At 65.5% G+C, this 22,779-nt stretch carries 23 protein-coding genes; 14 read left to right on the forward strand and 9 right to left on the reverse strand.

The window, feature by feature from the left end; all coding sequences use genetic code 11:
* Positions 1-85 precede the first annotated feature (85 nt).
* Positions 86-1,552, forward strand: a complete 1,467-nt coding sequence (locus tag NWF24_RS26515; protein WP_258351150.1) for an MFS transporter — start codon at positions 86-88, stop codon at positions 1,550-1,552.
* Here the strand turns inward: NWF24_RS26515 and NWF24_RS26520 are convergent.
* The gene (locus NWF24_RS26520; RefSeq protein ID WP_258351151.1) at positions 1,545-3,032 is read right to left on the reverse strand and encodes an HD domain-containing phosphohydrolase; all 1,488 of its coding nucleotides are present in this window, start codon (positions 3,030-3,032) and stop codon (positions 1,545-1,547) included. The genes NWF24_RS26515 and NWF24_RS26520 overlap by 8 nt on opposite strands.
* 173 nt (positions 3,033-3,205) lie before the next feature.
* Here NWF24_RS26520 and NWF24_RS26525 point away from each other — a divergent pair, with 173 nt between their 5' ends.
* Together NWF24_RS26525 and NWF24_RS26530 are read left to right on the forward strand one after the other, a co-directional pair.
* Entirely contained in the window at positions 3,206-3,790 is a 585-nt protein-coding gene (locus NWF24_RS26525) for a DUF308 domain-containing protein (RefSeq protein ID WP_258351152.1), read from the forward strand.
* Positions 3,787-4,365, forward strand: a complete 579-nt coding sequence (locus NWF24_RS26530) for a dihydrofolate reductase family protein (protein ID WP_258351153.1) — start codon at positions 3,787-3,789, stop codon at positions 4,363-4,365. Before NWF24_RS26525 ends, NWF24_RS26530 begins: the two co-directional genes overlap by 4 nt.
* An 84-nt stretch (positions 4,366-4,449) precedes the next feature.
* Here the strand turns inward: NWF24_RS26530 and NWF24_RS26535 are convergent, their stop codons facing one another.
* Both NWF24_RS26535 and NWF24_RS26540 read right to left on the reverse strand, forming a co-directional pair.
* Positions 4,450-5,499, reverse strand: coding sequence for a threonine aldolase family protein (locus NWF24_RS26535; protein ID WP_258351154.1), 1,050 nt, complete (start codon positions 5,497-5,499; stop codon positions 4,450-4,452).
* Between the two features lie 40 nt (positions 5,500-5,539).
* Positions 5,540-6,397 carry an AraC family transcriptional regulator gene (locus NWF24_RS26540; protein ID WP_258351155.1) on the reverse strand — a complete coding sequence of 286 codons (858 nt, stop codon included), beginning with the start codon at positions 6,395-6,397 and terminating at the stop codon, positions 5,540-5,542.
* A gap of 372 nt (positions 6,398-6,769) precedes the next feature.
* Between NWF24_RS26540 and NWF24_RS26545 the strand changes: the two genes are divergently transcribed.
* The 3 genes from NWF24_RS26545 to NWF24_RS26550 all read left to right on the forward strand — a co-directional run bounded on the left by NWF24_RS26545 (position 6,770) and on the right by NWF24_RS26550 (position 9,000).
* On the forward strand, positions 6,770-7,633 hold the full coding sequence (locus NWF24_RS26545) for a hypothetical protein (protein WP_258351156.1): 864 nt from the start codon (positions 6,770-6,772) through the stop codon (positions 7,631-7,633).
* Positions 7,634-7,762: 129 nt separating this feature from the next.
* On the forward strand, positions 7,763-8,248 hold the full coding sequence (locus NWF24_RS34295) for an NAD(+)--rifampin ADP-ribosyltransferase (protein ID WP_375338414.1): 486 nt from the start codon (positions 7,763-7,765) through the stop codon (positions 8,246-8,248).
* Positions 8,249-8,259: 11 nt separating this feature from the next.
* Positions 8,260-9,000 carry a hypothetical protein gene (locus NWF24_RS26550; RefSeq protein ID WP_258351157.1) on the forward strand — a complete coding sequence of 247 codons (741 nt, stop codon included), beginning with the start codon at positions 8,260-8,262 and terminating at the stop codon, positions 8,998-9,000.
* Positions 9,001-9,030: 30 nt separating this feature from the next.
* On the opposite strand, the gene glmS is transcribed toward NWF24_RS26550, so the two are convergent.
* A complete protein-coding gene (gene glmS, locus NWF24_RS26555) occupies positions 9,031-10,911 on the reverse strand; it encodes a glutamine--fructose-6-phosphate transaminase (isomerizing) (RefSeq protein ID WP_093056097.1) in 1,881 nt (626 codons plus the stop codon).
* Between the two features lie 138 nt (positions 10,912-11,049).
* On the opposite strand from glmS, the gene NWF24_RS26560 reads away from it, so the two are divergent.
* A complete protein-coding gene (locus NWF24_RS26560) occupies positions 11,050-11,541 on the forward strand; it encodes an Lrp/AsnC family transcriptional regulator (RefSeq protein ID WP_258351158.1) in 492 nt (163 codons plus the stop codon).
* A gap of 6 nt (positions 11,542-11,547) precedes the next feature.
* Here NWF24_RS26560 and glmU read toward each other — a convergent pair whose 3' ends face one another.
* Positions 11,548-12,975: a bifunctional UDP-N-acetylglucosamine diphosphorylase/glucosamine-1-phosphate N-acetyltransferase GlmU gene (gene glmU, locus NWF24_RS26565; protein ID WP_258351159.1), complete on the reverse strand. Its 1,428-nt coding sequence runs from the start codon at positions 12,973-12,975 to the stop codon at positions 11,548-11,550.
* 31 nt (positions 12,976-13,006) lie between these two features.
* Between glmU and NWF24_RS26570 the strand changes: the two genes are divergently transcribed.
* Positions 13,007-13,861 carry a DUF6279 family lipoprotein gene (locus NWF24_RS26570; RefSeq protein ID WP_258351160.1) on the forward strand — a complete coding sequence of 285 codons (855 nt, stop codon included), beginning with the start codon at positions 13,007-13,009 and terminating at the stop codon, positions 13,859-13,861.
* A gap of 15 nt (positions 13,862-13,876) precedes the next feature.
* Here NWF24_RS26570 and NWF24_RS26575 read toward each other — a convergent pair whose 3' ends face one another.
* Entirely contained in the window at positions 13,877-14,647 is a 771-nt protein-coding gene (locus tag NWF24_RS26575; protein WP_258351161.1) for a Crp/Fnr family transcriptional regulator, read from the reverse strand.
* Between the two features lie 91 nt (positions 14,648-14,738).
* Between NWF24_RS26575 and NWF24_RS26580 the strand changes: the two genes are divergently transcribed.
* Complete coding sequence (locus NWF24_RS26580; protein WP_258351162.1) at positions 14,739-15,149, forward strand: BLUF domain-containing protein; 411 nt, start codon at positions 14,739-14,741, stop codon at positions 15,147-15,149.
* A gap of 55 nt (positions 15,150-15,204) precedes the next feature.
* Here NWF24_RS26580 and NWF24_RS26585 read toward each other — a convergent pair whose 3' ends face one another.
* Complete coding sequence (locus NWF24_RS26585) at positions 15,205-15,522, reverse strand: DUF2917 domain-containing protein (RefSeq protein WP_093056107.1); 318 nt, start codon at positions 15,520-15,522, stop codon at positions 15,205-15,207.
* Positions 15,523-15,694: 172 nt separating this feature from the next.
* On the opposite strand from NWF24_RS26585, the gene NWF24_RS26590 reads away from it, so the two are divergent.
* Positions 15,695-16,678, forward strand: coding sequence for a LysR substrate-binding domain-containing protein (locus tag NWF24_RS26590; protein ID WP_258351163.1), 984 nt, complete (start codon positions 15,695-15,697; stop codon positions 16,676-16,678).
* A 10-nt stretch (positions 16,679-16,688) separates the two neighbouring features.
* Here the strand turns inward: NWF24_RS26590 and NWF24_RS26595 are convergent, their stop codons facing one another.
* On the reverse strand, positions 16,689-17,306 hold the full coding sequence (locus tag NWF24_RS26595) for a 5-formyltetrahydrofolate cyclo-ligase (RefSeq protein WP_093056112.1): 618 nt from the start codon (positions 17,304-17,306) through the stop codon (positions 16,689-16,691).
* Positions 17,307-17,315: 9 nt separating this feature from the next.
* Here NWF24_RS26595 and NWF24_RS26600 point away from each other — a divergent pair, with 9 nt between their 5' ends.
* The 3 genes from NWF24_RS26600 to NWF24_RS26610 all read left to right on the forward strand — a co-directional run bounded on the left by NWF24_RS26600 (position 17,316) and on the right by NWF24_RS26610 (position 20,679).
* The gene (locus NWF24_RS26600) at positions 17,316-19,358 is read left to right on the forward strand and encodes a lytic transglycosylase domain-containing protein (RefSeq protein ID WP_258351164.1); all 2,043 of its coding nucleotides are present in this window, start codon (positions 17,316-17,318) and stop codon (positions 19,356-19,358) included.
* 1 nt (position 19,359) lies between these two features.
* Positions 19,360-19,881 carry an MgtC/SapB family protein gene (locus tag NWF24_RS26605; protein ID WP_258351165.1) on the forward strand — a complete coding sequence of 174 codons (522 nt, stop codon included), beginning with the start codon at positions 19,360-19,362 and terminating at the stop codon, positions 19,879-19,881.
* 111 nt (positions 19,882-19,992) lie between these two features.
* Entirely contained in the window at positions 19,993-20,679 is a 687-nt protein-coding gene (locus NWF24_RS26610; RefSeq protein WP_258351166.1) for a glutathione S-transferase family protein, read from the forward strand.
* Positions 20,680-20,703: 24 nt separating this feature from the next.
* On the opposite strand, the gene NWF24_RS26615 is transcribed toward NWF24_RS26610, so the two are convergent.
* Positions 20,704-21,429 carry an OmpW/AlkL family protein gene (locus NWF24_RS26615; RefSeq protein ID WP_258351167.1) on the reverse strand — a complete coding sequence of 242 codons (726 nt, stop codon included), beginning with the start codon at positions 21,427-21,429 and terminating at the stop codon, positions 20,704-20,706.
* Between the two features lie 166 nt (positions 21,430-21,595).
* Here NWF24_RS26615 and NWF24_RS26620 point away from each other — a divergent pair, with 166 nt between their 5' ends.
* Positions 21,596-22,762, forward strand: a complete 1,167-nt coding sequence (locus tag NWF24_RS26620; RefSeq protein WP_258351168.1) for a multifunctional CCA tRNA nucleotidyl transferase/2'3'-cyclic phosphodiesterase/2'nucleotidase/phosphatase — start codon at positions 21,596-21,598, stop codon at positions 22,760-22,762.
* Positions 22,763-22,779 lie beyond the last annotated feature (17 nt).

The raw sequence follows: 22,779 nt of genomic DNA on the forward strand, positions 1-22,779 counted from the left end.
CTGCGCGCCACGCGCTGGGCAAGCCGTGTGTGCGGTTCTAAGCTGGCTTGGCGCAATAGAGCGTGCCTCTTCCAGTTGCCCAATCATGTTGTCCTCCACGCTTCGACCGAACTCTTCTCCCATCATTGCCCGCACCGTCGAAACCCAAGAGGTGAACGACGTGAACGCGGTGCATGACGCCGATGGCCTGCCTCTGCCGCGGCGCTTCGCAGCCGTCGCCGCGATCCTGGGTGCGGGCGTGTTGGTGGTGCTCGACGGCGCCATTGCCAACATTGCGCTGCCAGGCATTGCCCAGCAACTGCAGGCGACACCCGCCGATGCCGTCTGGATCATCACCGCCTACCAGCTGGCCGTGGTCATGTTCCTGTTGCCGGCTTCCGCTGTCGGGGAGCGGTTCGGGTATCGGCACGTGTTCGCTGGCGGCGTCGCGCTGTTCACCGCGGCGTCGGTGTTGTGCGCGTTGGCCCCATCGCTGCCATGGCTCGTGGCCGCGAGGTGCCTTCAGGGCCTGGGCAGTGCGGCCGTGATGCCCCTTGGGCTGGCGTTGTTGCGCTTCACTTATCCGCGTCGATTGCTGGCGCGCTCGATCGCCTGGAATGCGCTCGCCGTCGCGGCCGCTTCCGCGTCGGGCCCCACCCTTGGCGCTTTCATACTCTCCGCGGCAAGCTGGCCGTGGCTCTTTGCGGTGAATCTGCCGATCGGTCTCGTCGTGCTCGCCGCCTGCGCGGGGCTGCCGAGCCCGCCGCGCTCGGAGCGCCGCATCGACGTGTGGAGCATCGCGCTCAACGCGGTCATGTTCGCCTCCTTCGTGCTCGGGAGCGACCGGCTCGTGGTGCATCCGTTGCACGGCGGCGCGTTGCTCGTGTTGTCGGCCGTTTGCATGGTCCTGTTGGTACGGCGCGAGATGCCGAAGGCGGCACCGTTGATCCCGCTCGACCTGCTGCGCGTGCATTCCTTTCGGGTCTCGGTCATTGCCTCCGTGTGCTGCTTCACCGGCCAGATGGCCAGCCTTGTCGCGCTGCCGTTCTACATCCAGCACGAGCTGGGCCAGAGCGCGGTGACCACCGGCCTCTTGATGACCCCCTGGCCTCTGGCGGTGATGCTGGCCGCGCCGCTGTCGGCACGCCTGGCCCAGCGCGTGCCGAGCGCATGGCTCTGCGCGGCCGGAAGTGCGTGTTTCGCGAGTGGGCTGGCGCTGTGCGCCTTGTGGCCGCTGCACGGCAGCAACCCGGCTTTGCCGATCGCCGTGTTCACGAGCCTTGCCGGCCTGGGCTTCGGCTTCTTCCAGACGCCCAACAACCAGAACATGCTGCTTTCGGCACCCAGGGAGCGCAGCGGCGCGGCCGGTGGCGCACAAGGCACCGCCCGACTCACGGGGTTGACGCTCGGCAGCCTGTTGATGAGTTTGATGTTCGGGCTGCTGCCGCCCCACAGCGCAGTGCACTGGGGCCTGGCAGTGGCGGCCCTGGCTGCATTGGCCGGGAGCGTGGCGAGCTTGCTCAGGAGTCCCGCAAGGACTGGGGTCACCCATGCCCGAGGTCTCGTCAGATAAGCCCTCTGGTCGCTGCCTTCAAAGTAGCGGCCGCTCGCGTCGAACATTCGAGCTTGAGGAACAGACGTTCGACATGCGTTCGCACCGTGCGCGGACTGATGCCCAGCGCACGAGCAACCTGCTTGGTGCTGTCGCCCCGGCTGATGCAGCGCAGAACTTCCAGTTCGCGCTCTGACAGAGACTGCTCGCCGCGCGCCGGCGCCACAGGCTTCGCGGGCATATGCGTATACGTATGCGACAGAACACTGGCGAGCAACGCAGCGACGACTTCCTGGTCGAAGCGGCCCGCCTCGGCCTCTTCCTTCATGCGATCGAGCGCCTCTGCTTCGGTGAACGCCGCTCGCCACGGACGGCGGGTTCGAAGAGAAACCCACTGCTCGGCTGCGGCAACGATCTGCCCCTCCTGCGGCATCGCCGCACCCGATCGGCCGCGGAAATAGCCGGAGCCATCGCGCCTTTCGAAGGCGAAGGATGCGATTTCTGCTTCGAGCGCGAGTCCGTCGATCTGTCCGGCGGCGCGGGAGGTCCAGTACGGCACGAGCCGCAGGCGTTCCAGTGACGAGGCTGGCAGCGGTTCGGGCGCATTCCAGATGGCGTTGGGCACCGACGCCCGCCCGATGCCGTGGATCAACGCAGCCTTGTACGTGCGGTGGCACAAGGCCTCGTCCAGGCCGGCACGCGCGCTGCAATCGCGCGCCAGTTGGGCCACGCGACGCGAGTAACCCGTCATCCAGGGAAGCTTGAGATCGATCACGTCGCCCACGAGCTCCAGCCCGACGCGTCGAAGCATCGAAGGGGGCTGGTCGGTAACGTCAGTCCACGGCGGGGCGGCGGAATCCAGCGCTTTCATCCACGTCGAGACCCGCGGTGCGCTGGCATCGACAAGGAAGCCGGGGTAGACGCTGTTCGCGCGTCCGTGGGCCAGCGCGAGCGCTTCGTCTAGCCCGTACAGGCGGCTGAAAATCTCGAGGTCGCTCGCCAGGGCTACGACGTACGTCGCAAGCGGCATGTCGTTGCCTTGCAGAAGGCCGGGCACGCCGCCGCCGTCGTAGGTCTCGAAGATGGCGCGCAGCGCCGCTTCGGTATCGGAACCCAGGCCCAGCGTGTTCGCGATGTCGCCGGCGATTTCGCAATGGATGTTGGCCATGACGAGCATAGCGTTGGGAATGGGCACGCTGCGAGGCGGCTGCTGCGCCATTCGCGGCTTTTGCGATGCAAGAAGGGCGCTTCGCCCCTGCACGTCGTCCTCCAGAAAGTCCGCGAACTCCTGGGCATTGGCAGTGCACCCCGACCAGCGCAGCAGCGCGACGTGCCGGGCGGCCTCGACCTGCGCTGGGTCGCAGCGGGCCTGCGTCGCGATCATTCCGGCAAGCCACGCGGTGCGCAGCGAATGGTCGGTCGGCTGGCCCATGCTCAGGTCGCCGATGAAAGCAAGCGCGCGGACTGCGTCGAAAACGGCAATGGTCGTGTCGTCGGACATGAAATGGCTGCGGCAAAAGCCCAGCATCGCACAGTCGCTCTTTTTCGGGGCCTGTCGGTCATTCGACCGATACCGCGCCTGGTGCCGCCAAAACAGAATCTCCTGCACCGACCCCGCTCAAGGGGCTGCGACCTTCCTACCTACCCGATCTCGCGGTCTTCACCGCCAATGCCATGTCCAACACCAACCAGTCCCCTCTTCAACGAGCCGCGTGGCTGCGCAAGCTCTACTTCATTCGCGCCGCCTTTTCCTTCGCGTGGGTCGCGCTGGCGTTCACCGTAGCCAAGGGGTCGCCCGCACTCGCAAGCGGACTGCTGATCGTCTATCCCGCATGGGATGCGCTGGCAAACCTGCTGGACGCCAGGATGACGGGGGGTGCAAAGGCCAACCCCACGCAGGTCCTGAATGCCTGGATGAGCGGGCTGGTCACGGTTGCCGTGGTGGTTTCGCTTGTGCTCGAGCTGCAGATCATTTTGGTGATCTTCGGGGTGTGGGCCATCGTTGCGGGCCTGCTTCAACTGGCGACGGCCATTCGTCGCCGCAAGAGCGATCGAGGGCAGTGGGTGATGATGCTGAGCGGGGCGCAGTCTGCGCTGGCCGGGGGATTTTTTGTGGCGCAGCAAGGCAGTGCGGCGCCCGTTGTGCAAACCTTTGGCGGCTATGCGGCTGTCGGGGCTGTGTACTTTCTGATTTCCGGACTTGTCATCCTGTTTCGTGCGGATGGGTACTATCGGCCCCAAGCAAGGAGACCCGAATGAGAAAGCTCAAGATCATGGAGCACATCTCGCTGGACGGCGTAATCCAGTCCTCCGGCGAAGACGACTTTCCCTACGCTGACTGGACCGCACCCTATCGGACTCCCGCGGGCCGGGATGAAGTCTTCGCCGCGCACGGCGGGCGCTTCGATCTGCTGCTCGGCCGTCGCACCTACGACATGTGGTCGGGCTTCTGGCCAAAGGCACCGAGCAGCCCGATGGCGGATAGCTTGAATGCGGCCACCAAGTATGTCGTTACCCACCGTCCGGAAAGCCTGGAGTGGGGCCCGTTCGAAGGCCTTGGACCGGACATCGTCGAGAGCATTCAACGCATCAAGTCTCAGGCCGGCCCTGACCTCGTCCTCTGGGGCAGCTCCACGCTGACATCGACGCTGCTCGAGCATGGGCTTGCAGATGAAGCAATGCTGGTCGTCTATCCGGTCCTGCTGGGCACCGGGAAGCGCCTCTTTGCGGAGGGAACGCCACCGCGCTCCTTCGAACTCGTCAGCACGAAAGCAATGCCGTCCGGAATCATCCTCAGTGCTTACAGGTTTGCCGGGCCTTTGAAGACCGGCTAGTCAGGCGCTGCGAAGGGCGATCTAATCAGCGGACCTCTTCGCCGCTCGTCAGCACGGTCTTGATGCTTGCAAGAACGCGGCGGCTCACGCACCGCTACCGGCAATGGCGAGACGAGACAGGAACAAGTCGACCTGGCTTTCGTCCGTTGCCCATGAGGTGACCAGGCGGATCACGGAGTGGCCGTCGTTCGCCCTTCCCCACACATAGAACGCGAAGTCTTTCTGCAACGCAGCGATCACCGGGTCCGGCAGGATGGGAAACACCTGATTGGTCTCGGTATCCGCAGCCAGTGCGTGGCCCGCCAAGGTGATGCCGGATGCAAGCTTCGCCGCCATTGCATTGGCGTGCCGCGCCATCGACGTGAACAGATTGGCGGCGCCGAACAGCTCCTGGAACTGGATGCCCAGCAACCGCCCCTTCGCCAGCATGCCGCCGCGCTGCTTGAGATGAATTGCGAAGTCTTCCTTCAGCGCAGGGTTGCAGACCACGATGGCCTCTCCCAGCAGCGCACCGACCTTGGTCCCGCCAATCCAGAAAATGTCGGCCAGCGCGGCAATGTCGGCCAGGCTCGCGTCGTTCTTGTGCGAAGCCAGTGCGGCACCAAGGCGCGCACCGTCGAGAAAAAGTAGAAGGCCCCGCTGCCTGGCAAGGGCCGAGATTTTCTGCAGCTCCGCGAGCGTGTAGATGGTGCCCGTTTCCGTCGCGTTGGAAAGGTAGATGAGCCGCGGCTTGGCCATGTGCGGAAAGTGCGCGTTGGAGGCAAGCGCCTCCTCGATTGCCTGCGGGGTGATCTTTCCATCGACCGCCGGAACCACGATGAGCTTGTGCCCGGTCGCCTCGATGGCACCGGCCTCGCGCACGACGATGTGGCCGGAGCCCACGGCAATCACGGCTTCATGGGGGCGAAGGCAGCTCGATATCGAGACGATGTTTGCCATGGTCCCGCTGGCGACGAAGTGGATCGCGCCATCGAAGCCCTCGCCCAGGCGCGACCTGATTTGCGCCTTGGCCTGTGCTGAGTAGGCGTCGTCTCCGTAGGGCGCCTGCTGCACCAGGTTGGAGTCGGTGAGCGCGCGCAGGATGTCGGGATGCGCGCCCTCGCTGTAGTCGTCGAGAAAACTGAAGGTGGTCATTCGGTGCCGTGCAGTTGGATGGATGCCAAGACACGGAAGACTACTGACCGATGACGAAGTCGCCTTGTAAAAAATTGACGCCGGGCCGCTGAAAGCGCGCCGGGGTCACGCCGTAAGCCCGACTGAACGCGCGGGTGAAATGGCTCTGATCGAAGAACCCGACGGCGTGCGCAACATCGGTGATTGCCATGTCGTGGTTCACCCGGATCAGCTCCACTGCGCGCTCGAGCCGCAAGCGCAGCAACCAGGCGTGGGGCGTCATGCCGACTGTGCGCTTGAAGAGCTTCAGGAATCGAAAACGCTCCAGGCCAAGCAGGACGGCCATGTCTTCCAGGACGATCTTGTCGGCAATATTCGCCTCCATGAAGTCCCGGGCAAGTCCGAACTGCTGCGGCGACAAAGTCCCGGCGACGATCTGGGGCGCGGGGCGCAGCAGGCGGGAAAAGATGGACTCGAACAAGTCCATCACGCGGGCTTCGTTCAGCAGCGGATCGGCCGATGCGCGCCGAAGGCTTGCATGCGCCCTCAGCAGCTCGTTTGCGAGGTGAGCGTCCCGAAGCACCATGGCGGGCTGGGAGGGAAGGTAGTGCCTGCCGGTAACTTCTTCACCCAGGCCCGCCAGCAGTGCAGGCGAGATGCGGAAAGTGTGCAGCGTGTACGACTCATCCGCGCCCGCCGTTCCGTCATGAACCTCACCCGGGGGCATCAACTGGATTGCGCCGCGTGAAAGCAGCAGCGACTCACCCTGGTAAGTCTGGCGCTGCACGCCATCGGTGACGAGCGCTATGTGGCAGTCCAGGTGGTAGTGAGGCTCGAACCGGAACTCAGCGAACCGGGCCGTGCTCAGGACGAGGCCGGGTATGTCGGCAGCGCGGTCGTATTGGACTTCTTCACGCATGAACGGCCTCTCAATTGTTCAAGTTCAATATTCTCTAGAACTCAAGCACACCAACCACGTGCCGGATCCGCCCCTCCAGGTTGGGACCTGACAGCCAGAGTCGTAAACACCATTGCAACTCACGCAGTTACGGCCTTCCTGCAACGCCGGGCGACATTGGCCGGCGAGGAAAAACCTAAAGTCCGCCACATCTCTTTCTGGTGATGTTGCGTGATTTTTTTCTCATTTCCGCAGACATCAAATGTTGCCGTCAAGGGGCTGAGGCCAGTCGTAATATTTTCGCAATGCAGTTGCAATAAAAGCCAACTGCACTCTCTATCGAACAGTGCAAAAAATAGCAATTATTAATGTTTGTCAAAAACCGGAGGATTTATGAGAAGAACAGAAACCGCCATCTTGCCGTGTGCACGGTTGCTTTCCATTGCAGCAACGGCTGCAGCGATTTCCGCATGTGGAGGAGGAAGTGGTGGCGGTGGACTTCCCGTGCTGCCAATTGCGCCTGCACCCGCCCCTGCTGAGCTGCCCGCGCCGCCTGCCGTAGAGAGTTCAGCTCCATGTTTCAACGAAGCCGACTTTCGCGAAGGCACTACCGTGGAGTTCGAGGCTGTGAAAGCGGGGGCTAGTTCGACGGCTCTGCCTTTCCGCAGAAAGAGTGTGACTGAAGGACGTGAGCCATTTGCCGGCGCCAAACCGGTTGCATTCAACGTCGGCTCGGAGGCTCTTAACCTCCCGCAGTTTGAGCAAAGTACCGTCAAGAAGGAATACAAGGATTTTGTCAGCGGCAGTATCTTGCTCTATGGCAAAGCGACGACACAAAAGACCAAGGTGACGCCGCCACAGCCCGCGACTCCTCCTTCAGAGCGGGTTTTCTACTCTTCCCAAGCCTATGCGCCGCCATTCTCGTTCCCGGTCGACATGAAGCCTGGACAGGTCGTCAAGCAACAGATTTCCTTCACAAAAACAGAAACCATTGATGGCCGCATTGATTCGACAAGTTCCGCCCCGGCAACTGGCGAACTCATCTATTACGGTCGGGAGAAGTTGGAAACGCCGCTGGGAACCTTCAATACATGCAAGTTCTCTTTGAAAATCACTGTGGGCTCCGCCCCGCTGGCGAAAGTCACCGTGAGCGAACTTTGGCAAGCGTCCGAAGGTCCCTATAGAGGTCAGGTGCTCAAGGGAATCGATCCGAAGTCGCCAATGATCGCGACGAAGATGACCTACTCACCCAAGTAATGCGGTCGGCCGGTCAAGACATTCTGTTGCGACACCGCTTCAGTCTTGATCTGCACGATCTGCGCAAGCAGCAGTTATACGTCCGAGGCACTCGAGCTGTCGCTCATGTCGAAAGGCTCGGTACCTCGGATGGCATCCAAAGACTCGCAGGAGTGCGGCGTTGATGGTGCCGCTCGCGTTCGCCGTCGTACGGATGCGGCCCGCGGCGACCTCAGCCAGCAGGGCACCCTGCTCGGCGATGTGGGGCAACCTGAAGCCGGGAAACCTGATCGAACTCGGATACAGCTCAACTACGGCAAGGGGAAGAAGGCGGCCTACGTCTACCTGAGCGCCACGCTGAATGCAGCCACCTGGGAAGCCAAATTAGCCCGCAGCGAAGGGCGCGGCAGGATCTACATCATGGCGCCGACCGGCCCGATCACAGCGACTCGCTCCGTGATCCCGCCACGCGCCGACGCTACTTGTTTTCGGGTATTTAACTGGGCACCGGGACTCCGTAGCATCCGGTATCACCCATCTTTACACCCGGCACCCGCAGCGCCTGTGTTCCGCCATGCGCCCTCGGTGTCAGGGCAAAGAAGCGGGCTTCGTGGACGCGGGACAAATCACTACTAGCCAGAGCCGGTATGAACACAGACAAGCTGGATGACTATCTCAATCTTCTTGACACAACGATCTCGAATCTGATGCCATCACCCGCGCGCAACAGGCTCGAATGGTTGCGACATGATCTTGCAACGTTTGCTATAGACACCCTTGCCACGAACCTATACCGCCGAGCGTGGGCCAGGATCGTCCTTGACCGTCTGGAAGCGATCACACTGCCACCCAACATGCATGCCACCTTCGTGCAAACGAAGTTGGAGCTGCGAGCATTCAGCAAGGGGGAACCGCTGAGACCTCTGTTCGGGCAACAGCGGATTGCTCCCGGATTTCAAACGTTCAACATCAATCAGGAGCAACTGCCGGGTTTTCCTGGCGACCTCGCCAACAGCACTTTGGCGACGGTACAGACCCGCATTCAGCAAGGGACCTATTCGCCCGACCAGATTCCGATTCGAATTTTCTTGCATGGGGTACAGCAAAAGTGGATCGCGGCCAACAATCGCGGCTATACCGCCCACTGTCTCGCAGGGGTGCGCCCTCTGCGGATGTTGCCGACCATCTTTGAACCTACCGATATTGAGATCACACGCCTCCAGGAGGTCGAGGGCGAAAACGGCATTGGTCCATGGACAGGCATGCGTGGCAACGAGCCCAACCCTCGTCGCCTGCCTTCCGAGCGCATGTTCGTCGTACCGATCGTCAACGCTGCAGGTAGCGGTGCAATTACTTCGGTTGCGTCGGTTCCCGTCAACTTCGTGTAGCCGAAAGAAGCCAACGCCAGCGCTCTTGAATCACTCCACAGTCACGCTCTTCGCCAAGTTGCGCGGCTTGTCGACATCGGTCCCCCGCGCGCATGCCGTGTGATACGCCAGTAGCTGCAGCGGCACCACGTGCAGGATCGGCGACAGCGCGCCGTAGTGCTCGGGCATGCGGATCACGTGCAGCCCGTCGCTGCTCTTGATCTTGGTGTCGCCGTCGGCCAGCACGTAGAGCACGCCGCCGCGCGCGCGCACTTCCTGCAGGTTGCTCTTGAGCTTTTCGAGCAGCGCGTCGTTCGGCGCCACCGCCACCACGGGCATCTCGCTCGTCACCAGCGCGAGCGGGCCGTGCTTGAGTTCGCCGGCGGCGTAGGCCTCGGCGTGGATGTAGGTCACTTCCTTGAGCTTGAGCGCGCCTTCGAGCGCGATCGGGTAGTGCAGCCCGCGGCCGAGGAACAGCGCGTTGTCCTTGCGCGCGAAGTCTTCGGCCCAGCCGATGATCTGCGGCTCCAGCGCCAGCACCGACTGCAGCGCGACGGGCAGGTGGCGCATTTCCTTCAGGTAGCGCGCCTCGTCGGCGTCGCTCAGCCGGCCCTTGGCCTGCGCGATGGCGAGCGTGAGCAGGAAGAGGCCCGCGAGCTGCGTGGTGAAGGCCTTGGTCGAAGCGACGCCGATTTCGACGCCTGCGCGCGTGATGTACGCCAGCTTGCACTCGCGCACCATCGCGCTGGTGGCCACGTTGCAGATGGTCAGCGTCTGCTCCATGCCGAGCGAGCGCGCATGCTTCAGCGCGGCCAGCGTGTCGGCGGTTTCGCCCGACTGGCTGATGGTGACGACCAGCGTCTTCGGGTCGGGCACGGAGTCGCGGTAGCGGTATTCGCTGGCGATCTCGACCTGCGTGGAAATCTTCGCGATGCCTTCGAGCCAGTACTTGGCGGTGCAGCCGCTGTAGTAGCTGGTGCCGCAGGCGAGGATGAGGATCTTGTCGATGTCCTGGAACACGCGGTAGGCACTGGCGCCGGTCGCACCGTCCTGCCCAATGCCGTCGAACAGCTCGGGCACGATGCCTGCCACGCCTTCGAGCGTGTCGCCGATGGCGCGCGGCTGCTCGAAGATTTCCTTCTGCATGTAGTGGCGGTACGGGCCGAGCTCGGCCGCGCCGCTGTGGGCGAGCACGGTGCGCACCTGGCGCGTGACCGGCTTGTGGTTCTTGTCGACGATCCAGTACTTGCCCGGCTGCACGTCGACCACGTCGCCTTCTTCCAGATAGACGATCTGGTCGGTCACGCCGGCCAGGGCCATCGCGTCGCTGGCGAGGAAGTTCTCTGCGCCGTCCTTGCCGGCGCCGAGGATCAGCGGCGAGCCCGCACGCGCACCGACCACGCGCTGCGGCTCGTCGCGGCAGATCACGGCGATGGCGTAGGCGCCGTGCAGCTGCAGCACGGCAGCTTTCACGGCTTCGAACAGGTCGCCGTCGTAGAGGCTGTCGACCAAGTGGGCGATGACTTCGGTGTCGGTCTGGCTCTCGAAGGCATAGCCCTTGGCTTCGAGCGCGGCACGCAGCGTTTCGTGGTTTTCGATGATGCCGTTGTGCACGAGCGCGATGCGGCCCGGCCGCGCGGTCTGCGCATCGGCGCCGGGGCCGTGGCTGAAATGCGGGTGCGCGTTGTGCACGGCCGGTGCGCCGTGCGTGGCCCAGCGCGTGTGGGCGATGCCGGTGAGGCCCTCGACCTTGTCGTCGCGCACCTGCGCCACGAGGTCGGCCACGCGCGAAGTGGTGCGCGCCCGCGTCAGGCCGCCGGCATGCACCGCCACGCCGCACGAGTCATAGCCGCGGTATTCGAGCCGCTGAAGGCCCTGGACCAGGACCGGAACGATGTTGCGATGGGACGCTGCCCCGACGATGCCGCACATGGTGAGCTGCCTTTGAATGAAGAAGAGCCTCGATGGTAGGAAGGCACGAAAGAAATATGCATTCGAAGTTTCATGGATTTCGGACTTTTATTTCTTCATTTCCTTGATTTGGACTTTTATTCCATAATTTATTTAAATATGGAATCAATCTCCCTGGATTCAATCGACCTGCGCCTGCTCGACGCCCTCCAGCGCGACGCCTCGCAGACCAATCAGCGCCTGGCCGCCGACGTCGGCATTTCCCCGCCCACCTGCCTGCGCCGCGTGCAACGGCTGCGAGAAGAAGGCCTGATCGAACGCCAGGTCGCACTGCTGTCGCCCGACCGGCTCGCCGCGGCGTTGGGCCACGGCCTGCAGGCGGTGATCGAAATCTCGCTCGACCGACAGGACGCCGCCTCGCTCGACGCCTTCGAGGCCCGCGTCATCGCCGACGACGCAGTGCAGCAGTGCTGGCGCGTGTCGCCCGGCCCGGACTTCGTGCTGATCGTGGCCGCACGCGACATGCCCGACTACGGCGCGCTCACGCAGCGCCTGTTCACGGCCGACGCGAACGTGCGCAACGTCAAGGCCTTCTTCAGCCTGAAGCGCGCAAAGTTCGAGCCCAGGGTGCCGCTGGCACCCCCTGCCTGAGAACCGTCAGGCCTTCGGCTTCTTCTGCGGACGCTTCCAGTTCGAAAAGCTCACCTGCTTGCCTCGCGCCACGGTCAGCGCGCCCGGCTCGGTCGACTTGTTGATGGTCGAGCCGCCGCCGATGGTGCCGCCCGCACCGATGGTGATGGGCGCCACCAGCACGCAGTTGCTGCCCACATGCACGTCGTCGCCGATCACTGTGCGGTGCTTGTTGGCGCCGTCGTAGTTGGCGGTGATGCTGCCCGCGCCGTAGTTCACGCGCTCGCCCACGGTGGCGTCGCCCAGGTAGGCCAGGTGGTTGGCCTTGGCGCCGGCGGCCAGCGTCGAGTTCTTGACCTCGACGAAGTTGCCGATGTGCACCTCCGCGCCCAGTTGCGCGCCGGGCCGCAGCCGCGCGAAGGGGCCGATGAGCGAGCCCGCGCCCACCGTCACGCCGGCCTTTTCGCCTTCGATATGCGTGAACGGATGGATCACCGCGCCCGCCTCGATACGCGCATTGGCAATGACGCAGTTCGCGCCGATGCGCACGCCCTCGCCCAGCGACACCGCGCCTTCGAACACGCAGTTGACGTCGATCTCCACGTCGGCCGCGCATTCGAGCGTGCCGCGCAGGTCGAAGCGTGCCGGGTCGGCCAGGCGCACGCCCTGCTCCATCAGCGCGTTCGCCTGGCGCAGTTGCCAGGCGCGTTCGAGCGCCGCGAGCTGGGCCGGGCTGTTGATGCCGGCCACCTGCAATGCGTCGGTGGTGATGTGCGCAACCACGGGCACGCCGTCGGCGGCGGCGAACTTCACCACGTCGGTCAGGTAGTACTCGCCCTGGGCGTTCTTGTTGTCCAGCCGCGCGAGCCAGCCCTTGAGCAGGCGTGCGGGCACGGCCATCACGCCGCTGTAGATCTCGCGCACGGCGCGCTGCGCTTCGGTGGCGTCCTTGTGCTCGACGATTGCTGTGACCTCGCCCTGACCCGCCGCGCGGATGACGCGGCCGTAGCCGCTCGGGTCGTCGAATTCGATGGTCAGCAGTGCCAGCTTGCTGCCCGCGCTGGCCGCGATGAGCGCGCGCAGCGTGTCTTCGCCGATCAGCGGCACGTCGCCCGACAGCACGACCACCGTGCCGTCGTCCGGCAGCAGTGGCGCGGCTTGCTGCACCGCGTGGCCGGTGCCGAGTTGCGGCTCCTGGCGCGCAAAGCGCAGGGTGGCGCCCTCGATGCCGCCGGCCAGCGAGGCCTCGACTTCGGCCGCGCCGTGGCCGGTGATGACCACCACGTCGCGCGCGCCGATGCGTGCGGCGGTGCCCGCCACGTGGGCCAGCAATGCGCGGCCACCCAATCGATGCAACACTTTGGGCAGTCTGCTTTTCATGCGCGTGCCCTTGCCGGCCGCCATGATGACGACGTCGACCGGCCCCCGGCTGTCTTGTTGCGGAGTCTGATTCATGCGTTTTTCTTCCCGATTTCGTTGCGCTGCAGTGGCGCGAATTATCGGCGTGCTGCTCATCGCCGCCGCCCTGGGCGCCTGCAGCGCGATCAAGCTGGCCTACAACAACCTGCCCACGGTGAGCTATTGGTGGCTCGACGGCTACCTGGACTTCGACGGCGCGCAGACCCCGAAGGTGCGCGACGAGCTCGACCAGCTGCTGGCCTGGCACCGCCAGAACGAGCTGCCGCGCATCGCCTCGCTGCTGCAGGAGGCGCAGGCGCTGGCGCCGGGCGAGGTGACGCCGGCGCAGGTCTGCGCCATGGCCGACCGCGTCCGCGAGCGCCTGCTGGCCGTGACCGAACGCGCCGAGCCCGCCGGCACCGAGCTGGCGCTGAGCCTGACCGACGCGCAGCTGCAACAGCTGGAGCGCAAATATGCGAAGAACAACGCCGAGTACCGCAAGGACTGGCTCGACCGCACCCCGGCGCAGGTGCAGGAAAAGCGCTACGACCAGTTCCTCGACCGCACCGAAGACTTCTATGGCCGGCTCAGCACGGAGCAGCGCGATCTGCTGAGGCAGCAGGTCGCGCAGTCGGTGTTCGACCCACGGCTGGCGGACGCCGAGCGCCGCAAGCGCCAACAGGAGGCGCTGGTGCTGCTGCGCGGCTTCGTGGCCAGCAAGCCGTCGCCGGCCGAAGCGCGCGCCGCGCTGCATGGCTACATCCAGCGCATCGCCGAACCGCCGCCCGGACCCTGGCGCGACCAGCAGCAGGCCCTGCTGCAGGAGGGCTGCCGCAACACGGCGGCGCTGCACAACGACACCACTGCCAGCCAGCGCGCGCAGGCGGTGCGCCGGCTGCAGGCCTACGAAAACGACCTGCGCCAGTTGGTGGCCACGCGCTGAAGGCCTTGTGGCAGATCAGATCATTGGCGTCGGCCGCATCGGGCGCTCGAAGTAGTCGCCCAGCGTTTCCAGCGCGTGCGGCTCCATGATGCGCAGCCAGCCGGCGTCGATCTTGTAGAGCCCCAGTCGCTGCAGCCGCCGCAGCGTCTTGTTGGTGTGCACCAGCGACAGCCCCAGCGCGTCAGCGATGTGCTGCTGGTTGAACGGAAACTCGACCCAGCCGTCGCGCACCATGCCCACGCCCTGTGCGCGGCGATACAGGTGCATCAGCAGCATGGCCACGCGCTCGCCGGCATTGCGCCGGCCGGTGGTGACGAGGTTGTCATCGACCATCTTTTCCTCGCGCGCGGCAAGCCAGGTGATGTCGTAGCCCAGCTTGGGCTGGGCATGGAACAGGTCCCAGAGCCGGTCGCGCGAGAAGGCGCACAGCGTGACGTCGGTCACCGCCTCGACGCCGTGCGTCTGGCCCTCGGCGAACTCATCCTGCAGGCCGAGGAAATCGCCGGGCAGCAAAAAGCTCAGTATCTGCCGCCGGCCGTCGCTCAGCGTCTTGTAGCGAAAGGCCCAGCCTGAATAGAGGGTGAAGAGCTGCGGGCTCGGCCGGTGCTCGTCGATGATCGAACTGCCCGCCTCCACGCGCCGGGTGCCGACGCGGAAAGACTGGATGGCCTGCAACTCTTCGCCGGAAGGCGGCAGGAAGGCATCGAGCCGTCGCAATGCGCACTGGTCGCACGAGTTCGCGCCCTGGGGAGGTGCTGCAGCAGCGGGGTAGTCCTCGAATTTCACGCTTCACTATAGGCGCTTCGCCTGTGTCTTTTGACATTTCGCGGCGTCCCGGGGCTGCCTACACTTCGCACCGCTTTCCTCCCCAATACGCATGACAGAAGAACCAAGGCTCCCGCTCTACGAAGTGCTCTATTGCAGCACGCTCGCCCAGGACCTGCCCCCGGGCACCGTGGGCTCGATCACCTCCCGGGCGCGCATGCGCAACGCGGAGCGCGACATCACCGGCCTGCTGGTGTTCGACGGGCAGCGTTTCTGCCAGCACCTGGAAGGCCCGCCCGAAGCCATCAACGCGCTGATGCAGCAGATCGAGGAAGACCCGCGCCATGTCGATGTCAGGGTGGTCTACGAAGCCCCGCTGGCGGCCCGGCGCTACAGCGGTTTCGGCATGGGGCTGGCCGAATGCGAAGGCCCCGACCTGATGGCCGGCGTGCATGTGCTGATTGGCGAGGCGGCGCTGCGGCACTTTCTGGCCCTGGTGCCCAGCTTCGACATCAACGGCTGAAAAAGAAAAAGGCGGCCGGAGCCGCCCTTTGAGCACATGGAGGGTAGACGGCCGATCAGGCGTTGTCCCAGCTGTAGGTCGCGCCGTAGCCGTCCCACGCCTCCATGACGATGCGCTGGCCCGCGGCCACCGTCAGCGATTCGCCGGGTGCGAGCACCAGGTCTTCGCTGGGGTTCTTGAGCGTGGCATCGGGTGTGATCCACACCCGGCCCTGCTTGACCCGCAGGATGCTGGCCGCCCGCGCCTTCAGGCTCATCGCCTCGCCGGGCGCGATCTGCCAGGCGCCACGACGAACGGCCGGCGGAACGGCGGCGGTGCGGGCGGGAACGGACAGGGACGAGAGCGATTCGGTGGTGCAGACGGCGGTGGACATGATGTAACTCCTTGGCTTTGCCGAAGCGCTTGTCAGAAAGTGGCAATAGCGCAGTTCGGGAATGAATGATCGTTTCTACGGCGTTGGCGGTCCAATGAAAACGAGGTAGCCTACTGATGCGCGTTCAGCATCAATCGATCCTGGCGCCAGGCGACCCCGAAAAGTCATACCCATGCAACATTCGCAAACCCATCTGCGCTCCCGTCCGATCTCCGCCGGGCACCTGCGCGCCTTCGAGGCGGTGGCCCGGCACCTGAACTTCCGCGCCGCAGCTGAAGAAATGGCGCTGACCCAGTCGGCCGTGAGCCGCCAGATCCAGTCGCTGGAAGAAGAGGTGGGCGTGGCCCTGTTCCTGCGCCATACGCGCGCGGTGGAGCTCACGAGCGCGGGGGCTTTGCTGCTGCTGGCGGTGCAGCAGTCGCTGCCGCGCATCGACACGGCCGTGCGCCAGATCCGCCAGAGCGCGGGGCGGCAGAGCGTGTCGCTGACCACTTTTGCCTCGTTCGCCTCGATGTGGCTGATCCCGAGGCTGGAGGCCTTCCAGCGCGACAACCCCGAGATCGACATCCGCATCGACGCCAGCGACGTGGCGGTCGACCTCGAAGTGGCCGACGTCGACATCGCCCTGCGCTACGGCCCGCGCGAGTCCATGACGGCCGGCGCGGTGCGCCTGTTCGGCGAAACGCTGACGCCGGTGGCCAGCCCCTGGCTGCTGAAGAGCAGCCCGCCCATCAGGACGCCTGCCGACATCACCCAGTTCACGCTGATCGAGGCCGGCGATGCGCACCGCACGCACCTGGAATGGCTGACCTGGCGCCGCTGGTTCGAGGTGAACGGGCTGGAACGCGCGCAGCCCAAGCGCTGGCTCTATTTCAACTACGCCTACCAGATGGTGCAGGCGGCCCTCACCGGGCAGGGCGTGACGCTGGCGCGCAGTTCGCTGATTGCCGAGAGTCTGGCCAACGGCGACCTGGTCGAGGTGCTGCCGCAGCACCGCATGGATTCGCCGATGTCCTACTGGCTCATTGCGGGGCCGCGCAGCGCGCTGCGGCCAGAGATCAGGGCCTTCTGCGACTGGCTGCTGCTCCAGTCCGAGACCACACGCGAGACCATCGGCGAGGTGCCCGACCCGGACACCGTCGACAACATCGATTGACGCCGACAGCTCAGCTGGTCGGCCAGACCACGCCGTTGTCGTTGAGGATGGCGTCGAGCGGCAGGTCGTGCGCCTCGGGCTCGAAGTCTTCGAGAAAGCCGTGGGTGAAGCCCAGCCCCACCGTGAACGGCCTCGGCTCCAGCGCCGCCAGCGTGCGGTCGTAGAAACCGCCACCGTAGCCCAGCCGGTAGCCGCCCGCGCTGTAGCCCACGCAGGGCACGAACAGCAGGGTTGGCACGATCAGCTCGGTGTCCTTGGGCTTGGGGATGCCGTAGGCGTCTTCTTCCATCTGGCAGCCCGGATACCAGGCATGGAAGGTCAGGGTCTTGTGGACTTTGTCGATCACCGGCAGTCCGATGCGCCGGCGCTGCGTCTCTTCCATGAGTTCGCCGTCTTCCTTCCAGCGGTGCAGGGCGGGCAGCGGATCGAACTCGCCCTTGATGGGCCAGTAGGCGCCGATCACGGTGTCGGGCCGGCCGACCAGCCAGATCCGCATCACGCGCTGCAAAAGGTCTGCGCGTGTCAGCCGGTCGGGCATCGCAAGACGTTGCTCGATGAGTGCCTTCCTCAACTGTTCCTTAAGAAAACTCGCCGTTGCCGAAGTGTCGGCACCCTTTGACTTGTCCATAATCCCCCGATGCAGTTCCCAAGCATTTTGGCACCCAAGCGCCATCGCCCGCGCGTCAACCCGCGCAACACGGCACCCGCACTCGTTTTTTCCACTGTTCTTGCCCTCGCCGCGTTGCTGTCGCAGCAACCTGCAGCCGCCCAGAGCAACACCAACGACGACGTGCTGATCCAGATGAAGCAGGCCTTCCAGCGCGGCGACAAGGCCCGCCTGACCGCCCTGCTGCCGCAAGCCCGAGGCCATGCGCTGGAACCCTGGGCCGCCTACTGGGAACTCAAGGCGCGCCTGCAGGACGCCCCCGCCAACGAAGTGCAAGACTTTTTCGCGCGCTACCCCGGCACCTACCAGGAAGACCGCCTGCGCAACGACTGGCTGCTGCTGCTCGGCCAGCGCCGCGACTGGGACAACTTCACCGCCTCGGTAGACGGCTTCCGCATGGGCGACGACGCGCAGGTGCGCTGCTACGCGGTCCTGGTCGACTCGCTGCGCACCGGCACCGCCACGCAGGCACAGGCCGACGAAGTGCGCCGCAACTGGTTCGCCCAGAAAGACCTGGACGACGGCTGCCTCACCGCCGCCGACCGCATGGTCGCCGCCCGCCTGATGTCGACCAACGACGCCTGGAAGAAAGCGCGCCTGGCCATCGAGGCCAACCGCCCGCAGGCCGCGCGCGCCGCCGTCACCATCGCAGCGCCCGATGCGCTGCCGCTGTTCGAGGAGCTCAATGCCAGCTCGGCCAAGTTCCTGACAGGCCGCGCCTTCGTGGCCGCCAAGTCGCGCAAGGAACTGGTGGTGCTTGCGCTCATCAAGATCGGCATTGCTGACCCCGAACTCGCCGCCTCGCAGCTCGACAGCAAGTGGGGCCCGATGCTCTCCGCCGAAGAGCGCAACTGGCTCTGGGGCACCATCGGCCGCGCCGCAGCGCTGAAGCTCTGGCCGCAGGCCGGCACTTATTACGCCAACGTCACCAAGAACAGCGACCTGTCCGACGACATGCTCGGCTGGCGCGTGCGCGCCGCCCTGCGCGCCGGCCAGTGGAAGGAGGTGGCGCCCGCCATCAACGCCATGAGCGAAACCGCCCAGCTCGAGCCAACCTGGGTCTACTGGAAGGCCCGCGCCCTGGCCAGCGCCGGCGGCGACGAACGCCGTGCGCAGGCCCGTGATCTCTACCAGAGCATCGCCGGCTCGCGCGGCTTCTACGAGATGCTGGCGCTCGAAGAACTCGGCCAGCGCACCGTGGTGCCCACGCGCCCCGACCCCCTCACGCCCGAGGAAAAAGCCGCCGCGCGCAACAATCCGGCGCTCGCCCGCGGCCTCTACGCCATCGCCATCGGCCTGCGCTCCGAAGGCACGCGCGAGTGGAACTACGCCACCAACCTGCACGACAAGGGCGGCATGGACGACCGCGCGCTGCTGGCCGCGGCCGATTTCGCCTGCCAGCGCGAGGTGTGGGACCGCTGCATCAACACCAGCGAGCGCACCAAGGGCGTGGTCGACGTGGAGCAGCGCTTTCCCATGCCCTTCCACGACACGGTGCTGCGCAAGAGCCAGGACATCGGCCTCGACCCGGCCTACGTCTACGGCCTGATCCGCCAGGAAAGCCGCTTCATCATGGACGCACGGTCGGGCGTCGGCGCCTCGGGCCTGATGCAGGTCATGCCCGCCACCGCGCGCTGGACGGCCCGCAAGATCGGCATGAACGACTTCTCACCCGGCCAGATCAACGACCGCGAGACCAACATCACCATCGGCACCAACTACCTGAAGCTCGCACTCGACGACTTCGACGGTTCGATGGCGCTGGCCGCCGCCGCCTACAACGCCGGCCCGGGGCGCCCGCGCAGCTGGCGCAACGGCCCGGTGATCGACGCCGCCATCTGGGCGGAGAACGTGCCGTTCAACGAAACGCGCGACTACGTGAAGAAGGTGCTGGCCAACACCACCAACTACGCGGCCATCATCAGCGGCCGGCCGCAATCGCTGAAGGAACGCCTGGGGCGCATTGGCCCGCGCGATGCGGCCGAGCCGGAGCCCAACAAGGACCTCCCCTGAGATGAGTTGGCGCGACGAGGTGCTCGACACCCTCGCATCCGAGTTCTCGGACGTGAGCGACGTCGCGCAACTCACCCGCATCGTGCTGCGCCTCACGCTCGCCGGCGCACTGGGCTTCGTGCTCGGCTTCGAGCGCGAGCAGCAAGGCAAGGCGGCCGGCGTGCGCACCCACATGCTGGTGGCCATCGGCTCGGCGATGTTCGTGCTGATCCCGCAGCAGACCGGCATCGTGCCGGCCGACATGAGCCGCGTGATCCAGGGGCTTGTGGCGGGCGTGGGTTTCCTGTGCGCCGGCACCATCCTCAAGCAAGGCAAGGACGAGAGCCACGTGCAGGGCCTGACCACGGCCGCGGGCTTGTGGATGACGGCTGCCATCGGCATGGCCTGTGGGCTCGGTCGCGAGGTGACAGCCGTGGTGAGCTCGCTGCTGGCACTCGCCGTGCTGGCGCTGGTGCCGCGCCTGGTGAGCGTGATCGAGCGCGTGGCCGGTCCGAAGAAGAACGACGACACCCGCGAGCGCTGAGCACGCTACCGCATCAATTCGCGCCGCCTTCGGCATCAATCGCCGCGCCGCGCCCGGCTAGCATCGAAGACCCTGTTTTTGAACCCCCGCAACGGACCGGAGATCCCTCTCATGCGCAAGCTTTATGTCGGCAACAAGAACTACTCGTCGTGGTCCATGCGGCCCTGGGTGCTGATGAAGCAGGCCGGCATCGACTTCGAGGAAGTCGTGGTGCGCTTCGATTCGTTCGAGGCCGATTCGCAGTTCAAGCACACCATCGCCGCGCTGAACCCGGTGGCCAAGGTGCCAGTGCTGGTGGACGACGGCCTCGTCGTCTGGGACACGCTGGCCATCGCCGAATACCTCGCCGAGACCTTCCCCGAAAAGCAGCTCTGGCCCCAATCGGTAGCCGATCGTGCGCGCGCCCGCAGCGTCTGCGCCGAGATGCACTCGGGCTTCGGCGGCCTGCGCAACCATTGCGGCATGAACATCGAGGCCTCGCTGCCCGAGGTGGGCGCTCGGCTGCTGAAGGAAGTGCCCGAAGTCGCCAGCGACCTCGCACGCATCGTGCAGATGTGGAGCGGCCTGCTCGACGCGCATGGCGGCCCGATGCTGTTCGGTGCCGAATTCGGCGTCGCCGACGCCTACTTCGCCCCCATCGGCACGCGCATCAAGACCTATGGCCTGCCGGTGCCGGCGCACATCACGGCCTACATCGAGCGCGTGCAGGCGCTGCCGGGCGTCAAGGCCTGGATCGACGATGCACTGGCGGAGAAAGATTTCCTGCAGTTCGAAGAGCCCTATCGCACGGGGCGCTAGGGTCTTCGAAGCAGGCGGGGCGGATCAGAACCTGTAGGTTGCTGCCACGTACGTGACGATCGGGTTCAGCTTCAGGCTGGCCTCGCTGTTGGCCACCGGCAGGCCGTAGATCGAGGTCGTGGTCAGCTTGGCCTTGGTCTTCAGCGGGATGTACGACACCGAGAACGAGACGCCCCAGTGCTTGTCGAACTGGTAGGCCGCACCCACGTTGATCACCGGCGCGAACGAGCTGTCGAGCTTGGCCGTGGTGTTGACGGCAAGCGGCGACTGGTGGAACTGGCTGGCCAGCGCGCCCTGCAGGTTCGAGGTCAGCTTGACGTCGCTGTACCAGACGTAGGTGGCGCCCAGGCCCACGAACGGACGGAAGGCGTCGGTGCCCTCGTTGAAGAAGTACTTGCCCAGGATCGTCGGGCTCCACTGGCGCGCCTCGCCGAGTTGGCCCACGCGGCCGAGCGTGCCGGTGCCGTTGAGCTTGAACTTCGGCGGCACGCCGAACACGCCTTCCACCGCCCAGTGGCTGTCGAGGAAATAGGTGGCGTTGAGGCCCAGGGTGTCGGAATCGCTCACGCTGGCGCCCGAACCGGCCAGAACGGCCGGGATCGGCGAGGTCACGGTCAGCGGCTTGCTGGAATCCTGTGGTGACAGATGGAACCAGCCCGCGCCGACGACCCAGTCGCCCGCCTGCTGCGCCATCGCGCTTCCGGATGCCAAGGCACCCAGAGCCGCCAGCGCAAACATTGTTTTCTTCATGATGTGAATTGCTCCTTTGGTTGACATATCCCTCTGCGGATGCGGGCGTCGACTTGTGACTGCCGCTGAATTTCGTCCGATGAACGAACGATTTCCCGGTCCGCTCCGAGGATTATCGAACGACCGTTCTATTTTTTGGTACCGGGAGTATCCCTACACTGCACTTATGAAAATTTTTCTCGTTGGAGGTGCACTTCGCGACCGCCTGCTGCAGCGGCCGGTGTCCGACCATGACTGGCTGGTGGTCGGGGCCACGCCCGAAGAAATGGTGGCCCGCGGCTACCTGCCCGTGGGACGCGACTTTCCGGTGTTCCTGCACCCCGAGACGCGCGAGGAATACGCGCTGGCCCGCACCGAGCGCAAGAGCGCGCCTGGCTACCGCGGCTTCACGGTGCATGCCGCGCCCGACGTCACGCTGGAGCAAGACCTCGCGCGCCGCGACCTGACTGTCAACGCCATTGCGCTGCCGGCCGAACTGGTGAGCGCCGACGGCCGCTTCGACCCCACGCCCGCCACGCTGGCCGACCCCTTCCATGGCCAGCGCGACCTGCGCGACAAGGTGCTGCGCCACGTGACCGAGGCCTTCCGCGAAGACCCGGTGCGCATCCTGCGCGTGGCGCGCTTCGCCGCCCGCTTCGACGACTTCAGCGTCGCCCCCGAAACCATGGCGCTGATGCGCGAGATGGTCGCCGCCGGCGAGGTCGATGCGCTGGTGGCCGAGCGCGTGTGGCAGGAGCTGTCGCGCGGCCTGATGGAAACACGCCCCTCGCGCATGTTCGAGGTGCTGCGCGAATGCGGTGCGCTGGCCGTGCTGCTGCCCGAGCTCGATGGCGGCACGCAAGCGACGATGGCTGTCATCGATGCCAGCGCCCGCCTGCAGGCCTCGCTGGCGGTGCGCTTCGCCTGCCTCATGCGCAACGAGAGCGTCAAGCAGCTGCAGCAGGTGTGCGACCGCTGGCGCGTGCCGCTGGACATCCGCGAACTGGCCGAGGTGGTGGCGCGCGAGCACGGCCACATCGACGGCAGCGACGCACTCGACGCCACGGGGCTGGTGCGCCTGCTGGAGCGCTGCGACGCCTTCCGCAAGCCCGCGCGCTTCGCCGAGGTGCTGCTGGCCTGCGAATGTGACTCGCGCGGCCGGCCCGGCTCCGGCGATGCGCCCTACCCGCAGCGTGAGCGCCTGCTCGCCGTGCTGGCGACGGCAGCGGCCGTGGCCACCGACGTGGTGGCCAAAGCCGCCCAGCAGTCCGGCGCCACCGGCCCGAAGATCGGCGACGCGATCCATCGGGCCCGGGTCGAAGCCGTCGCCGCATCGCTACCCGCCAGGGCATGACTTCTGGCACTTCCCGG

It is taken from the genome of Variovorax paradoxus (assembly GCF_024734665.1).
Taxonomy (GTDB): domain Bacteria; phylum Pseudomonadota; class Gammaproteobacteria; order Burkholderiales; family Burkholderiaceae_C; genus Variovorax.